This is a genomic window from Streptomyces spirodelae (genome assembly GCF_017676385.1).
Lineage (GTDB): Bacteria > Actinomycetota > Actinomycetes > Streptomycetales > Streptomycetaceae > Streptomyces > Streptomyces spirodelae.
Map to the genome: position 1 here is coordinate 12,672 of NZ_JAFFZN010000004.1, position 16,019 is coordinate 28,690.

General features: G+C 71.3%; 10 protein-coding genes and 2 pseudogenes. 7 read left to right on the plus strand and 5 right to left on the minus strand.

Annotated elements, in window-relative coordinates:
* Window positions 1-102: 102 nt before the first annotated feature.
* Window positions 103-192 (plus strand): annotated as a pseudogene (locus JW592_RS32550) (CBS domain-containing protein); the annotation flags it as partial.
* A gap of 110 nt (window positions 193-302) precedes the next feature.
* On the opposite strand, the gene JW592_RS05975 reads toward JW592_RS32550, so the two are convergent.
* Window positions 303-506, minus strand: coding sequence for a cold-shock protein (locus tag JW592_RS05975; protein ID WP_209263839.1), 204 nt, complete (start codon window positions 504-506; stop codon window positions 303-305).
* A 551-nt stretch (window positions 507-1,057) separates the two neighbouring features.
* Here JW592_RS05975 and JW592_RS05980 point away from each other — a divergent pair.
* The 4 genes from JW592_RS05980 (at window position 1,058) to argG (ending at window position 9,453) form a co-directional block, all read left to right on the plus strand.
* Window positions 1,058-2,053, plus strand: coding sequence for a LacI family DNA-binding transcriptional regulator (locus JW592_RS05980; RefSeq protein ID WP_209263840.1), 996 nt, complete (start codon window positions 1,058-1,060; stop codon window positions 2,051-2,053).
* 442 nt (window positions 2,054-2,495) lie between these two features.
* On the plus strand, window positions 2,496-5,186 hold the full coding sequence (otsB, locus tag JW592_RS05985; RefSeq protein ID WP_209263841.1) for a trehalose-phosphatase: 2,691 nt from the start codon (window positions 2,496-2,498) through the stop codon (window positions 5,184-5,186).
* 198 nt (window positions 5,187-5,384) lie between these two features.
* Window positions 5,385-7,883 carry a SpoIIE family protein phosphatase gene (locus JW592_RS05990; protein ID WP_209263842.1) on the plus strand — a complete coding sequence of 833 codons (2,499 nt, stop codon included), beginning with the start codon at window positions 5,385-5,387 and terminating at the stop codon, window positions 7,881-7,883.
* Between the two features lie 124 nt (window positions 7,884-8,007).
* A complete protein-coding gene (gene argG / locus JW592_RS05995) occupies window positions 8,008-9,453 on the plus strand; it encodes an argininosuccinate synthase (protein WP_209263843.1) in 1,446 nt (481 codons plus the stop codon).
* Between the two features lie 112 nt (window positions 9,454-9,565).
* Here the strand turns inward: argG and JW592_RS06000 are convergent, their stop codons facing one another.
* From JW592_RS06000 to JW592_RS06015, 4 genes are read right to left on the minus strand one after another with little or no spacing between them, the layout of a single operon-like run.
* The gene (locus JW592_RS06000; protein ID WP_209263844.1) at window positions 9,566-10,513 is read right to left on the minus strand and encodes a tocopherol cyclase family protein; all 948 of its coding nucleotides are present in this window, start codon (window positions 10,511-10,513) and stop codon (window positions 9,566-9,568) included.
* Window positions 10,514-10,515: 2 nt separating this feature from the next.
* Window positions 10,516-11,649, minus strand: coding sequence for a polyprenyl synthetase family protein (locus tag JW592_RS06005; RefSeq protein WP_209263845.1), 1,134 nt, complete (start codon window positions 11,647-11,649; stop codon window positions 10,516-10,518).
* A complete protein-coding gene (locus JW592_RS06010; RefSeq protein WP_307805303.1) occupies window positions 11,646-12,806 on the minus strand; it encodes a prenyltransferase in 1,161 nt (386 codons plus the stop codon). The genes JW592_RS06005 and JW592_RS06010 overlap by 4 nt, the downstream gene beginning before the upstream one ends.
* Window positions 12,803-13,828, minus strand: coding sequence for a methyltransferase (locus JW592_RS06015; RefSeq protein WP_209264114.1), 1,026 nt, complete (start codon window positions 13,826-13,828; stop codon window positions 12,803-12,805). Before JW592_RS06015 ends, JW592_RS06010 begins: the two co-directional genes overlap by 4 nt.
* Before the next feature lie 318 nt (window positions 13,829-14,146).
* On the opposite strand from JW592_RS06015, the gene hppD reads away from it, so the two are divergent.
* Together hppD and JW592_RS06025 are read left to right on the plus strand one after the other, a co-directional pair.
* Window positions 14,147-15,307, plus strand: coding sequence for a 4-hydroxyphenylpyruvate dioxygenase (hppD, locus tag JW592_RS06020; protein WP_229375277.1), 1,161 nt, complete (start codon window positions 14,147-14,149; stop codon window positions 15,305-15,307).
* Between the two features lie 25 nt (window positions 15,308-15,332).
* Window positions 15,333-16,016: pseudogene (locus JW592_RS06025) on the plus strand (demethylmenaquinone methyltransferase); the annotation flags it as partial.
* Between the last annotated feature and the right edge of the window lie 3 nt (window positions 16,017-16,019).

A 16,019-nucleotide genomic window follows, 5' to 3' on the forward strand; every position in this document is an offset into this window, starting at 1 on the left:
CACACAAATCAAGAGGGCGGGGCGGAATGATTCCCGCTATGGCGGAACAATCGGACTGGTCGACCCGCCGTCGGGCCACGAGGGCCAGGTCACGGCCCGCCCGGCGCTGTGGTCGTGACCGAGGGCGACAGGCCGCAGGGCCTGGTGACCGGCCGCGACCTGGTCATCCGGGGCCTCGCCGAGGGCGGTGACGTGGTGGCGTCGTCTCGCTGGGCGATGTGGCCGACCTCGAGGACCCGCATTCGGTGCCCGGCGGGATCAGCGCCGAGGCGCCCAACACCTGAGGAGTCGGGCGCCCGCGCTCACAGCGGCCGGATGTTCTCGGCCTGGAGCCCCTTCTGCCCCTGCGTGACATCGAATTCGACCTGCTGGCCCTCGGTGAGCTCCCGGTAGCCGGGGACGTCGATATTGGTCTGATGGGCGAACACATCCGGCCCGCCCTCGTCCTGCTCGATGAACCCGTAGCCCTTTTCCGAGTCGAACCATTTCACTTTTCCGGTGGTCATCTCGTTTCCTTTCTCTCTTCCTTCCGGAGCGGCTGCCGTTTCCCGCTGCGCACCGGAGCGGGGGCGGCGTGAGCTCGGCAGGGTGGCCGACCAGCGGCACCTGGGACCTGCACATGTCGTCGTGCGGCCGGCCGTGTGCGTCTCAGGTGCCCCGCCGGTGCTCGGTCACTTCTCACCGCGCCCGAGGGAGCGGAGAGCGCCTCGCTGTCGGTTCCGGGCGCGGGCGACTCCTCCCGCGGCCGCAGCCGCAGCCGGCACAGGGCGATGGCCTCATACAAGCGAGGTACCCCGCCACCACGTCGGCTGCAGGTCCGAGCCTCCATATGCACACAAGTGGCGCAGTTCGACTTCCCGACCGCCTGTCGCCCGCCACTCGCCGAAGCACTTCGATACGGATTGGTATCGTGACGCACGGTGTGTCGAGCAGGCCAGGAGCCGGGGTCGGGATCGTCGGCCCTGACCACTCACCAGCCCCCCGGCCGGGACAGTGCCGGTTCGCGGCGGCGTCGGTTGTCGTCGGGCGTGGGTGGGGCGTGAGGGAGGATGCGGGGATGAGCCGGGCCACTATCTACGACGTCGCCGAGCGGGCCGGGGTCAGCATCTCGACGGTCTCGCTGGCGTTGAACGCTCCGTCGAAGGTGCGCCCTGCGACCTTGGGCCGGATCATGACGGCCGTCGACGAGCTGGGGTTCGTGCCGCGCGCCGAGGCGGCGTCCCGGGCGCGGAAGCGCGTGGGACGGATCGGGGTGATGGCGCCGTTCACCACGTATCCGACGTTCGCCCGGCGGCTGGAGGGGGTGCTGGAGGCGGTCGAGGGGCTGGACTTCGAGGTGGTGGTCTACGACGAGGTCTCGGCTGCCGCTGCGGCGCCTGTGCTGGCAGGTCTGCCGCTGACCCGGCGGCTGGACGGGCTGATCGTGATGTCGTTGCCGCTGGTCGGCGAGGTGGCTGACCGGTTGCGTAGCCGGGGGCTGCCGACGGTGCTGGTGGAGTTGGCGCGGGCCGACTTCAGCAGTGTGGAGATCGATGACGCGGCCGGGGGGCGGCTGGTCGCGCGGCGGCTGGTGGACGCTGGACACACCCGGTTCGGTTTCGTGGGCGAGGTCCAGGCGTCGGCGGAGTTCGCCTCGCAGTGCAAAGAGCGGCTGGGCGGCTTCCGTGCCGGACTGGGCGAGGCCGGGCTGAAGCTGCCGGACGAGGGGGTGCGGCTGGTCGAGCACAGCGTGGAGGCCGCTGCGCAGGCTGCCGGGGAGCTGCTGGCGTCCGGGCAGCCGCCCACGGCCGTCTTCGCCCACGACGACTGTCTGGCGGCCGGTGTGCTGCGGGCCGCACGTGAGCGCGGGCTGCGTGTCCCCGGAGACCTGGCCGTTGTGGGATTCGACGACGGAGACTTCGCCGAGGCGCTGGATCTGACCACTGTCCGGCAGCCGTTCCGGGAGTCGGGCCGACTGGCGGCCCAGATACTCCTCGACCGCATCCGCGAACCCGACCGCCCCATCCAGCACACCCGCCTCGAACTCTCCTACGTCTCGCGCGCCACCGCCTGACCCGCGACTACCGCGCGACCCCCGAGCCCCGCCGCTCACCGGCCAGCTCACCGGCCGACTCCGCGTGCTTTCGAAGGGCCTTTCGAAGTGCTTCGATCAAAGTGTTGACGACGCTGCCGGGTCCCTCCTAGCCTTCGGTGCGTGACATTGCAGCCGCCGACCGGGAGCACCAACTGTGCTCGGCACAACGGCCGTTCGGGGACCCCGGAGAGCGGGCGTCCGCAGGCGGTCGGCACCTTCGGCGACGCCGGCGAAGACCCCCTGATTCCGGTCCTTGAGACACGCGCTCCGGCGGCACTGCTCCTCCCTATGCTCGGGTCGGACGTTCCGCGAGTACGCCTGCGGCTCCTTCGACGTCTCTGGCACCGGCGCCGGGACAGTCGGCGGCTGCCACCCCCACCGCGACGGATATCGTGCGCCGGATGAAACCGGTCACCGCTCGATGAAACCGGTCACCGAGGTGCTGGACGCGCCCCGACCGGACGGGGCCGCCACGGCCCCCGAGCCCCCACCGCTGTTCTTCCTGCCTGTTCTGTCACTACACAAGTTGGAGAGTGAGGCGTTGACCGCCGAGGCCCTGCCCGCCGAGTTGCGGCGTGCTCTGGTGCAGCTTGCCCGTGTTCCGCGCTTGCTGGTCGCCAGTGATTACGACGGTACTTTCGCGCCGATCGTGCCCGATCCGGCCCAGGCCAGGCCGGTTCCCGAGTCGGTGCACGCGCTGCGTTCGCTGGCGGGACTGCCCGCGACGACGGCTGCACTGATCTCCGGTCGGGCACTGCGTGACCTGGCGACCCTGTCGCGGCTGCCCTCGGAGGTGCATCTGGTGGGCAGCCACGGTTCGGAGTTCGATGTGGGTTTCGTGCATCAGCTCGAACCGGAGGCGGCAAGGCTGCGAGCCGAGCTGCAGACCGCACTGGAAGAGGTGGCGGCGCGGGCGGCCGGGGTGACGCTGGAGTCCAAGCCGGCCGGCGTCGCGGTGCATCTGCGGCGCGCCGAGGCCGAGGCGGCCCAGTGGGCGCTGGAGGCGGTCCGATCGGGCCCCGCCACCTGGGAGGGCATACACGTCACCGAGGGCAAGGCCGTCATCGAACTGTCGGTGATCGCGACCGACAAGGGCAACGCGCTGGAGGCACTGAGGCACGAGGTGGGCGCGAGTGCGGCCGTCTACTTCGGTGACGACACCACGGACGAGCGTGCCTTCGCCCGCCTGCAGGGCCCGGACGTCGGTATCAAGGTCGGTGAGGGCGAGACCCTGGCCGGCTACCGGATCGCCGACGCCACCGAGGTGGCGACCGCGCTGGCGTTCCTGCTGGAGGAGCGGCGCGCCTGGCTGTACGGGCAGCACAGCCCGCCGATCGAGCGGCTGACGATGCTCTCCAACGAGAACACCGTCGCGCTGCTGACCCCGGACGCGCGGCTGTCCTGGATGTGCCACCCGGGCCCGGACGCGGGCGCGGTCTTCGCCGACCTGCTGGGCGGCCCCGGAGCCGGCCACTTCTCCGTCCGGCCCCACCGTCGCGCGGGCGGCGGGGCCGGCGCCGCGGGCGCGGGGCCGCGCAGCCCGCTCCCCCTGGGGCAGCGCTATGTGCCGGGGACCATGACGGTCGAGACCCGCTGGTCGCGGCTGCTGGTGACCGACTACCTGGAGCACGGGCTGCCCGCGCACCGTACTCAGGTGGTCCGGGTGCTGACCGGGAGCACGGCCGCAGAGGTGGAGTTCGCTCCCCGTCCGGAGTTCGGCCAGGTACCGGTCCGGCTGGTGGCCGAGGGCGAGGGGCTGCGGGTGCTGGGCACCGCCGAGCCGATGGTGCTGCGCTCGCCCGGAGTCCGCTGGGAGGTCACCTCCGACGGCGTGAACGAGACCGCCCGTGCGGTCGTCGACCTGGTCGAGGGGGAGCCGGTGGTACTGGAGCTGCGCTGCGGCACCGACGACCTGACGGCCGCTCCCGCCCCGGAACCGGAGCGCCGCGAGACGGCCGAGCGGTACTGGTCGGAGTGGGTGAGCAAGCTGACCCTGCCCGCCGTCGAGCAAGAGCTGGTGGCCCGCTCCGCGCTGACCCTGCGGGGCCTGTGCGACTCCGAGACCGGCGGCATCATGGCCGCTGCCACCACCTCGCTGCCCGAGGAGATCGGCGGCGTACGCAACTGGGACTACCGCTACTGCTGGGTACGGGACGGGTCGATGACAGCGCAGGCGCTGGTCACCCTCGGTTCGACCGGCGAGGCCGAGGCGTTTCTGGACTGGCTGCACCGGGTGCTTGACAGCCTGCCAGGACCCGAGCGGCTGCACCCCCTCTACACCCTCCAGGGCACAGGTCTGGGCCCCGAGGCCGTCATCGACGGCCTGCCCGGGTACGCCGGCTCGCGCCCCGTGCGGGTGGGCAACCTGGCCGACCAGCAGGTCCAGCTCGATGTGTTCGGCCCCGTCGTGGAGCTGATCGCGCACCTGGCGCAGGCCACCGGCCATATCCGCGACCGGGACTGGGAGCTGGTCGAGTCCATGGCCGCCGCCGTCTCGCGCCGCTGGGACGAGCCCGACCACGGCATCTGGGAGGAGCGCGACGCTCCCCGCCACCACGTCTACTCCAAGGTCATGTGCTGGGTGACGCTCGACCGTGCGGTCGAGCTCGCCGCCGTCTACGACCGCAGGGCCGACCCGTCCTGGGCGCCCCTGCGCGACCGTATCGCCCAGGACGTCCTGGAGAAGGGCTGGAACCCCAAGGTCCAGTCCTTCACCACCGCCTACGACGGGCTCGACCTGGACGCGGCCTCCCTCCACGTGGGGCTCTCCGGCCTCATCGATCCCACCGACGAGCGCTTCACCGCCACCGTCACCGCCATCGAGGCCGAGCTGCGCAGCGGCTCGACCGTCTACCGATACCGCCGTGACGACGGTCTGCCCGGCGACGAAGGCGGCTTCCACCTGTGTGCCGCCTGGCTCATCGAGGCGTATCTGCTCACCGGGCGCCGTACCGAAGCCGCCGAACTGTTCCAGCAGATCGTCGACACGGCAGGCCCCACCGGGCTCCTGTCCGAGGAGTACGACCCCATCGCCGAGCGCTCCCTGGGCAATCACCCCCAGGCGTACTCGCACCTGGGCCTCATCCGCTGCGCCCAGCTGCTCGCGCGCTGAGCACACCGGTAACGCTGAGCAAACCGGAACACGGAAAAACGACGGTGCCGAGGCCGCCCGGCCTCGGCACCGTCGTCTTTCCGCCGGTCGCACGGCTTCCGCAAGGACCGACCCCCGGAGGGAGTCACTGGCCCGGCGCGGTCTGCCCGGTGCTCGTAGACTGGAGGCAGGAAGGAAGCCCGCAGAAGGGCTCTGCCCATGGTTTCTTCCGAACAGCCACCCCCAACCGAACCGCTGCGTCCGCTCGACGCGCCCGACCCCGCCATGGCGGTGATCGACGCCGAGGGGACGATCATCGCTTGGACTCCCGCCGCCGAGGCTCTGGTCGGCTACCCGGCCGCAGATGTGGTGCGCCGGTCGGCCCAGGAGCTGCTGACCTCCGGCGAGGACGTGGCCAGAGCCGCGATCGTGGCCGAGCACAGCCGCGCCGAGGGCGGCTGGTCAGGGCTGGCGACCGTACGGCACCGCAGCGGCCGCCCGGTGGAGGTGGGCCTGCGCGCCTGCCCGCTGTCCGATCTGAACGGCAGCGATTCCTGGCTCGTCTCCGCTGTCGACCTGGGGAAGGCGCCCTCGTGGGCGCTGGGCGGCTCGGTGCTGGAGGCGTTCTTGACGCGGTCCCCGCTGGCCATGGCTGTCCTCAGCCCGGACCTGCGCTACGTGTGGATCAACGACGAGCTCGAACGCCGCGGCGGGGTCCCGCGCGAGGAGCGGCTGGGGCGCCGTCTGGCGGACACGCTCCCGGGCCTGGACACCGAAGCGCTGGAGGCTCAGATGCGGCAGGTCCTGACGACCGGCACTCCGGTGATCGACTACGAGTACCGGGGCTGGACCATGGCCGACCCGAACCGGGAGCACGCCTACTCCACCTCGTTCTTCCGCCTCGACGAGCCGGGCGGCAATGTCCTGGGGCTGTGCTACGTCGTCATGGATGTCACCGAGAGGTGGCGGGCCCGCGAGCGCCTCATGCTGATCAATGAGGCCGGCACCCGTATCGGCAGCACGCTCGATGTGGAGCGCACCGCGCAGGAACTGGCCGATGTCGCCGTACCGGGCTTCGCCGACTTCGTCACCGTGGACCTGGTGGAGTCGGTGGTCAGCGGCGAGGAGCCGGCACCGCGGCCGGTCGGCGGCCTGCCCACCTTCCGGCGCTCGGGGCTGCGGTCGGTCACCGAGGGGACCCCGGAGGCGGTGGCGCAGCGGGGAGAGCAGGTCACCATCGACCCCACTTCGCCCTTCGTCCGCGCGTTCACGACAGGCGAGGCGCTGCTGGACCGGGACCTCGTCGGCAGCAGCCAGTGGCTCGAGGACGATCCCGCACGGGTGGAGAAGATCCGCCGATTCGGCATGCACTCGCTGATCGCGGTTCCGGTGCGTGCGCGCGGCACCATCATGGGCGTGGCCTCGTTCGTCCGCTCGCGGTACCCGACGCCGTTCGAGGACGATGATGTCCTGCTCGCCGAGGATCTGGTCTCCAGGGCCGCGCTGTGCGTGGACAACGCCCGCCGCTACACGCGCGAGCACACGGCGGCGCTGACCCTCCAGCGCAGCCTGCTCCCGCACGCCCTGAGCGGCGGCACGGCCATCGAGGTGGCGTCCCGCTATCTCCCCTCCGGCGCGGGTGGCGGCGTCGGCGGCGACTGGTTCGATGTGATCCCGCTGTCCGGGGCCCGCGTGGCCCTCATCGTGGGCGATGTGGTGGGCCACGGCATCAACGCGGCGGCGACCATGGGCAGGCTGCGTACCGCCGTGCACACCCTCGCCGATATGGAACTGCCTCCCGACGAGCTGCTGGCACACCTGGACGACCTGGTCATGCGCCTCACGGAGGAGGAGGCATCCCCGGCCGATGAGCCGTCGCCGGATGTGAGCGCGATCACCGTGCTCGGCGCCACCTGCCTGTACGCCGTGTACGACCCGGTGACCGGGCGCTGCACGATGGCGCGTGCCGGCCACCCGCCGCCCGCGGTGGTGTACCCGGACGGCACCGTCACGTTCCCCGACCTGCCCGCCGGACCCCCGCTGGGGCTGGGAGGTCTGCCCTTCGAGTCCGCTGAGCTGGAGCTGCCCTCCGAGAGCCTCCTCGCTCTCTACACCGACGGTCTGCTCAGCGCCTGCGATCCGGATGTCGAGGTGGGCCTGGGCCGGCTGACAAACGTCCTGGCGCAGCGGGAGCTGCCGCTGGAGGCCCTCAGCTCGGCCGTGCTGGACAGCCTGCTGACCAGTCCGCCCTCTGACGACGCGGCCCTGCTCATCGCCCGTACACGCGCCCTGACCGAGACCGGTGTCGCCTCCTGGGACCTGCCCAACGACCCTGCCATCGTCTCCAAGGCCCGGTCGATGGCCGCCCGCCAGCTGAGGGAGTGGGGCCTGGAGGACCTGCTGCTGACCACGGAGCTGATGGTCAGCGAGCTGGTGACCAACGCCATCCGGCACGGCGCGGGCCCCATCCGGCTGTGCCTCATCCGTCATACGGTGCTCAGCTGCGAGGTCACCGACGGCAGCAGCACCTCGCCACGGCTGCGCCATCCGCGCACCACCGACGAAGGGGGACGCGGCCTGTTCCTCGTCGCCCAGCTCAGCCGCCGCTGGGGCACCCGCTACACCGAGGGAGGCAAGATCATCTGGGCCGAGCAGGACCTCCCCGCCCCCTCGGCAGGGCTCTCGGGCTCCCTCCCGGAGATCCCGGACGTCTTCTAGCCGCGGCCGGCACGGGCGGTTTCGGGCCGGCGCAGGGGAGTTCAGCTCCGCCTTGGTGCGGCTCGGCGCGGGCCGTTGCAGATTTCCCTTTGCATGAGCATGCGTGATTATGCATAATCTTCCTATGTCCAAGGTCCTCACCTCCCTGCCCGCCGGCGAGCGCGTCGGCATCGCCTTCTCCGGCGGCCTCGACACCTCCGTCGCCGTCGCATGGATGCGCGACAAGGGCGCCGTCCCGTGCACCTACACCGCCGACATCGGCCAGTACGACGAGCCCGACATCGCCTCGGTGCCCGGACGTGCGAAGACCTACGGCGCCGAGATCTCCCGCCTGGTCGACTGCCGCGCGGCGCTGGTCGAGGAGGGCCTCGCGGCGCTCACCTGCGGCGCTTTCCACATCCGCTCGGGCGGGCGCGCCTACTTCAACACCACGCCGCTCGGCCGCGCCGTCACCGGCACCCTGCTGGTCCGGGCGATGCTCGAGGACGACGTGCAGATCTGGGGCGACGGCTCCACCTTCAAGGGCAACGACATCGAGCGGTTCTACCGCTACGGTCTGCTCGCCAACCCGAACCTGCGGATCTACAAGCCCTGGCTGGACGCCGACTTCGTGACCGAGCTCGGCGGCCGCAAGGAGATGTCGGAGTGGCTCCTCGCCCACGACCTTCCCTACCGGGACAGCACGGAGAAGGCGTACTCCACGGACGCCAACATCTGGGGCGCCACCCACGAGGCCAAGACCCTGGAGCACCTGGACACCGGCGTGGAGAGCGTGGAGCCGATCATGGGCGTCCGGTTCTGGGACCCCTCGGTCGAGATCGCCACCGAGGATGTGACGATCGGCTTCGAGCAGGGCCGCCCGGTGACGATCAACGGCAAGGAGTTCGCCTCCCCGGTCGACCTGGTGATGGAGGCCAACGCCGTCGGCGGGCGGCACGGCATGGGGATGTCGGACCAGATCGAGAACCGGATCATCGAGGCCAAGAGCCGCGGGATCTACGAGGCGCCCGGCATGGCCCTGCTGCACGCGGCCTACGAGCGCCTGGTCAACGCGATCCACAACGAGGACACCCTGGCGCAGTACCACAACGAGGGGCGGCGCCTCGGCCGGCTGATGTACGAGGGCCGCTGGCTGGACCCGCAGGCGCTGATGGTGCGCGAGTCGCTGCAGCGCTGGGTCGGTGCGGCCGTCACCGGCGAGGTCACGCTGCGGCTGCGGCGGGGTGAGGACTACTCCATCCTCGACACCACGGGGCCCGCCTTCAGCTACCACCCGGACAAGCTCTCCATGGAGCGCACCGAGGACTCCGCGTTCGGCCCCGTGGACCGCATCGGCCAGCTCACCATGCGCAACCTGGACATCGCCGACTCGCGCGCCAAGCTGGAGCAGTACGCCGGGCTCGGGCTGATCAGCACCTCCGACCCGGCCATCGGCGCCGACCAGGCCGCAGCGACCGGGCTGATCGGCGCGCTGCCCGAGGGCGGCGCCGAGGCCATCGCCTCCCGTGGCGAGGTCTCCGGCGACGACGAACTGCTGGACCGCGCCGCGATGGAATCCGGCACCGACTGAGCGGTTCCCCGGACGAAGGCTCGGAACCGCGCCGCGGGCCACGCCACCGCATCCGAGCCTTCGTCCCCGTTCCCGCGCTGCCGCCAGGCGGACGATGACCGTCGACCGTCCTTCAACGGGTCCCTGGCGCTCGCCCCGTCTCCAGCCCGGCGAGGCGTGAGGTGCCCGAGTAGAGCGGTCGGCCGCAGCGCTGGACCTCCAGGCTGACCTCGCCGGTCAGATGCTGTTCGGAGTGGCCGAGCCGATGCGGGCTCAGCGCGGGAATGGGCAGCCGCAGCAATGGGCTGCCCGCGCCCTGGCCGCTCAGCCGTACCCGGTGGCGCGGACCGAGGGCCGTGAGCGACCAGCGGTCACCCCGAGCGCCACCCCGGACCACGGCCGAGGGCGGGAACAGATCGATGCGGTGGTCCCCCGCGACCAGCACCAGCCCGCCGACGGGCACCGTACAGCGCCCCCTCCCCAGCAGCCCCCCGGCGAACGCCACCTTCACGTCGGGGCGGTCGAAACCGTGGGCCTGGCCCCACCACCAGGCCGGAGGAAAGCCGCGCCCCCACGACTTCTCCGCGTACGCCTGGCAACCCGTCAGGTCCCAGTGTTCGCCCGCGAGCCGTGCCGTGCCCTCGACCCGGGCGTCGAAGAGGTAGGGATACCAATAGTGGTTGAGCCACGGCACCAGCGAGAAGACCCCGGCGGCGGGCAGGAGCGTACGGCGGCGGGCGCGGGGAACGACGGCCAGCTCCAGGTCCACATCCGGCAGGGACACCCGCAGGCGGTCCTGCGCGAAGGAGAGCGCCGGAGCGGCATGCACGGCGAAGCGGTCGGTGTCCGCGCGTACGCCGTCGAGCGTCACCGACCGTACGAGGGAGGGGCTGGCCGCCACCACCACCGTCCCCCAGCGGCGGCCGCGCCGCTCGTTGACGCCACAGGCCACCAGCAGCACCCGGCGCCGGGCGGGGTCGGTGAACCGCCAGAGATGGCCTTCCATCGCCGACCGGTGCGAGAGCAGCGGATCACCCCACGGCAGGTCCGCGCCGGTGCGCCGCCACCACTGACGCAGCACCGCTAGGAGCTCCGCCGGGTCAGATAGGCGGTCATGGCGGCGAACCGCCGGCGCGCCTCACCGGACATGGGCACCGCCGCCAGCGCCCGGAGCGCCATCGCCGTCTGATGCTCGGCTTCCCGCCGGGTGGCCTGCTCACCACCGGCCTCGCCGATCAGTCCGAGGACCTCCGGCACCTCCTGCGGGGTGAGAGAGCCGCCCTCGCGGCTCAGGAGTTCCCGCAGCCGCGCGGCCGCAGGCGCGTCGGCGTTGAGCGCGAGCAGGACCGGAATCGTCTTCCTGGCCAGCAGAAGGTCGTTGCCGACCGGCTTGCCTGTGCGCAGCCGGTCACCCCACAGCCCGAGGATGTCGTCGGCGCACTGGAACGCGACGCCCAGATGGCGGCCGAAAGCGGCGAAACGCGCCACCTCGCGCGGCCGGCCGCCCGCGAGCAGGGCGCCCAGCGCGGCCGCGCAAGCCAGCAGCGCTCCCGTCTTACCCTTGGCGGCGGCGCGGTACTCGGCAACCGAGACAGCGGACGGCCCGGCCCAGGGCCGCTGGACGAAGCCGAGGTCCCGCACCTGCCCGTACATGGTGGCGATGAGGGCGCGGTTGAGGAGCGCCGCCGCCGTACCCGAACGGTCGTCGGACTGCCTCAGCAGTGCGTCCATGGCCAGCACGTGGAGCCCGTCACCGGCCAGCAGCGCCGGGCCCACGCCGAACCGCTTCCACAGCGCGGGCCTGCCGCGGCGGGTGGCGTCCCCGTCGGTGATGTCGTCGTGGACCAGCGTGAAGTTGTGCACCAGTTCGACGGCGACGGCTCCCGGAACGGCACGCTCCGCTGGCGCGCCCAGCGCCTCGGCGGCCAGATACGTCAGTGCCGGGCGTACGGCCTTCCCGCTGTCCGGACCGGGCTCCCACGCGGTGTCCGCCGCCTCCGCCTCCTGCCCCGCGACCTCCTCAGCCGCCTCGTCCGTCATCTCCGACGTGTCCGGTCGGGTATGCCACCCGAAGTGGTAGGCGCCGGCGGGAGCCAGCGGTCCTGGCAGGCGGCCGACGGCCCGGCGAAGGGCCGGCAGCGTCCGCAGGCGGGCTCGCTCGCACAGTTGCTGGGCAGCCCGGATGTCGGCCGGAGTCGCCCCCGCCACGGTGGTCATGCCTTCTCCGCCTGCCCGCCGACCGCCGGAGCGCGCTCCGCAGCCCGCTGCTCCGCCGGCCGGCGCCGGGCGGCCAGTGCGGTACGTGCCAGCCATCCGGCGAACAGCACGGTGGTGCCCGCGGCGACGGCGACCCACTCGGCCGGGGCCGGAGTGCCCCGCAGCGCGAGATCGGCCAACAGCGCCACGATCGTCCCGCAGGTGGTCAGGGGCAGCTGCATGGACGCCCAGAAGGTGACGCCGTCCGCCTTGCGCCGGTCGGCCATCGCGCCGGTGTACAGGGCGCGCAGCACGTGGAGTCCCACCGGGGCGCAGGCCAGCTGAGCCACCGCCACCAGCGGCGGCAGCTCTCCGGTCGCGGCCAGCGCGAGCACAGCGGCGTACAGGGTGGCCTGCCCCGAGGCGTACAGGCGGGTCAGCCTCGCGGGACCGAGGGCCGAGGCGAGCGTGTTCTTGCCGACCAGCCGGTCACCTTCGATGTCGGCGAGATTCATGATCAGGCAGCGGAGCACCTGGAGCACACAGACCAGCGCCGTGCACCACAGCAGGAGCGGGGAGAGCTGATCGGACTGGAGCAGCGCTGCCAGCAACGGCCCCATGCCGTACAGCACGGCCGCACAGGTCACCTCCCCGAGCGCCCGGTAGTTCAGCCGCAGCGGCGGCGCCGTGTAGAACCAGGCAAGGGCCATCAGCGAGACGGCCAGCAGCCGGGTGGGCAGGGTCGGCATCACGGCGGTCAGCCCGATGCCGACGAAGAGCGTGACGAAAGCCGAGGCGAGGCTCACCGTGGGGCTGAGCAGCCCGTCCACCAGAGTGCGGCTGCCGCCGGTCCAGGAGGTGGGGGAGGAGTTGGCCCGGTCGGCCTCCAGGTCGAAGTACTCGTTGCAGAAGTGCGTCATCAGATGGGTCGACCAGGCGAAGCCCAGAGTGAGCAGATACCAGGCGAGCGAGAACGCGCCGGTCGCGTGGACGGCGAGGGTGACGCCGAATCCGGTGACCATCATGCTCTGGAAGAGGAACTTCACGCGCGCCAGCCGCAGAAAGGCGGCCAGTCCGCCCGGGGCCGCACCCGCGGCCGTGCCTGCTGCCGTATCCGAGGCCGTACCCGGGGCCGCGCCGGGTGCCGTGGCCGGGCCGGCCGGCTCGGACGGGTTCACGGAGCCTCTTTGGTGGCCACGATGATCCCGTGCGGGGTCCAGCCGGGCACGGGGAAGCGCTCCACCGCCCCGAATCCGGCCTCCCGCAGACACCGCTCATGGACCCGCCAGGGGTAGATCATGCCGCCCTCGGCAGGCAGCGCGGCGAAGTAGACGCTGTCGAGCGCCGCGACGAGCGGACCGTCACCCTCGTCGTTCGACATCGAGTTGAAGACGACCACCCGGCCGCCCGGCGCCAAGGCCGCGTAGGCTTTGCGCAGCAGCGCAGTGTTCTGCTCCGGCGTCCAGATGACGAGCTGATGGGCGAACAGCACGCAGTCCACGCCGGTGGGGAACGGATCGGCGAACATGTCGCAGGGGCGCACAGCGACCCGGTCGGACAGACCGGCCGCAGCGATACGGTCCGACGTCATCCCGGCCGAGGCCGGGATCTCCAGCACGGTGACCTCCAGCGCGGGATTGTGCCGGGCCAGCGCGATGGCGTTGACCGCGTCACCGCCGCCGCAGTCCAGCAGGCGACGCGCGTGCGTCAAATCCAGGGTACGCACCAGGTGCTCGTTGGCCAGCTCGGACCAGGACTTCATATAGCGGTAGAAGACCGACTCCAGGCGGGGGTTGCCGCTCAGCCGCTGGTAGAGGTCGGGCTCGTCCCCGGGGATGCGGCGCAGGCCCACGTTCCTGTTCCGCCGCAGCGATTCGGTGAAGTCGGCCTGCCCTTCGTAGACGATGTCCTGCTCGAAGGCGACGGTGTCCTTGATGTTCTGCCAGGTGCCGTTCGCACGCAGTGCCGTGACGAGGTCGGCGACGCGGTAGTCGCATCCGTCCTTGACGGTCAGGCCGAGCGCTGTGCAGCCCAGCAGCAGGACGGCGCAGGACCGCTCCTGGAGCCCGAGCCGGGCCCGGATCTCCTCCTCGGTCAGCGGGCCCCGCTCCGTCAGAAGGTCGAGCAGTCCCAGCTCGCAGGCCGCGTTCAGATACTGGAAGGCGGAGTGGCCGAACAGGATGAACGACAAGCGGTCCATGGTCAGCGGGGGCACCGCCGGGGCGGAGACGTGGTCGACACCGCTCGGCCGCGTGGTCGTCGAGGAGGTCACCTGGAACCCTTCTTCTCGATGAACAGGTCCGCATTCCACGGCCCGGCGAATAATTGCAGCCGTTGCCCGGCGGTAAGCCTCCGCTGGGCCTGCGGCGTCAAATATTCACTTGGCTGAGTGACCGGACGTGGCGGACACACACCAGGAGCCTGGCCTGCAGTACGACAGCACGTACCGTCTGCGCCAGGTGGCTTTGTGCCGTCAGGTGCCGCCATGTCAGGTGACGCAGTGCAAAGGACCTCGGTTATGGAACTCAAGGCCACCGTTTTGGCGGAAGGGATTTCCCCGCCCCTGAACGAAGCCACCGGGAACCGTCCGTGCGACCTTCTGGGAATCGACCACATCCGGCTCTGCGTCGGCAACGCCCGGCAGGCGGTGCACTTCTATGTGAACACCTTCGCCATGGAAGTGACCGCCTACCGGGGTGACGAGACCTCCGGCAGCGGGCTGACGGAGTACCTGCTCACCTCGGGCCAGGTGCGTTTCCTCATCACCGGCGGCGCCTCCCCGGACAGCGGCGCCGCCCGGTGGGCCGCCGCTCACGGGGACGGGGTCAGCGACGTCGCACTTCAGGTCGCGAATCTCGACGAGGGCCTGGCGTACGCGGCCGCGGCGGGTGCGACCGTGCTCCAGGAGCCGACGGCGCACACCGATGAGTTCGGCCAGGTGAGGACCGCCGCGATCGCCACGTACGGCGAACTGCGGCACACCCTGGTGGAGCGCGGCTCCTACACCGGGCCTTTCCTGCCGGGTTTCGGGCCGCCGCCGGTGGTTCCCTCTCCCTCCTCGCCGCCGCTCTTCCACCAGGTGGACCACACCGTCGGCTGTGTGGAGCACGGCCTCATGGACAAGTGGGTCGACTTCTACCGGCGCGTGCTGGGCTTCACGACGATGGCCGAGTTCGTCGGTGAGGACATCGCCACCGAATACTCAGCGCTGATGAGCAAGGTCGTCGCCGACGGCACCGGGAAGGTGAAACTCCCGCTGAACGAACCGGCCCCAGGAAAGAAGCGCTCCCAGATCGATGAATACCTCCAGTACCACCGCGGGCCCGGAGTCCAGCACATCGCGCTGGAAACGCACGACATTCTGGCCGCCACGGACGCCCTGCGGGCAGCCGGAGTGGATTTCCTGGCCACCCCGGACGCCTACTACGACGACCCCGAACTGCGCGCCCGTATCGGGGATGTCCGCGTGGACATCGCCGAGCTGCGCGAGCGCGGCGTACTCGTGGACCGGGACGAGGACGGATATCTGTTGCAGATCTTCACGCGCCCCCTCGTCGACCGCCCGACGTTCTTCATCGAACTGATCGAGCGGCACGGCTGCCAGGGCTTCGGCAAGGGCAACTTCAAGGCCCTCTTCGAAGCCGTCGAGCGTGAGCAGGACCGGCGAGGAAACCTCTAGCCGCCGCCGAACCAAGGAGCTGCCCATGAGCCGTGCGAGTCTCGCCAAGCACCCGGACGAGGTCACCCGCATGTTCGATGAAGCGGCCGGGCGCTACGACCGCACCAACACCCTGCTCTCCTGCGGCCAGGACAGGCTCTGGCGGGCCCGCACCCGTGCGGCGCTTGCCCTCCAGCCGGGCGAGAGATGTCTGGACGTCGCCTGCGGCACCGGGGTCTCCACCGCGGAACTCGCCCGTTCAGGGGCCACCGTCACCGGCATCGACCGCTCACCCGGAATGGTGGCCCGCGGCGCTGCCCGCTCCCTCGACCTGCGGGTCGGCGACGCCCTGCGGCTCCCCTTCGGGACGGCCGCCTTCGACGCGGTGACCATCATGTTCGGCCTGCGCAACGTCGTCGACCCCGGCGCGGCCCTGCGGGAGATGGCGCGGGTGACCCGGCCCGGCGGACGGCTCGTCGTCTGCGAGTTCAGCCACCCCACCTGGGCGCCCTTCCGCACCCTGTACCTGCGGTATCTGATGGGCGGGCTGCCGCGTATCGCCGACCGGATCTCCAGCAACCCGGACGCCTACACCTACCTGTCCGACACCATCCGCGCCTGGCACGACCAGCCCTCACTCGCCTCGCTGATCCAGCAGGCGGGCTGGACGCGGGTCTCCTGGCGCAACCTGACGGGCGGCATCGTCGCGCTGCACCGTGCCGTGGCACCGGCC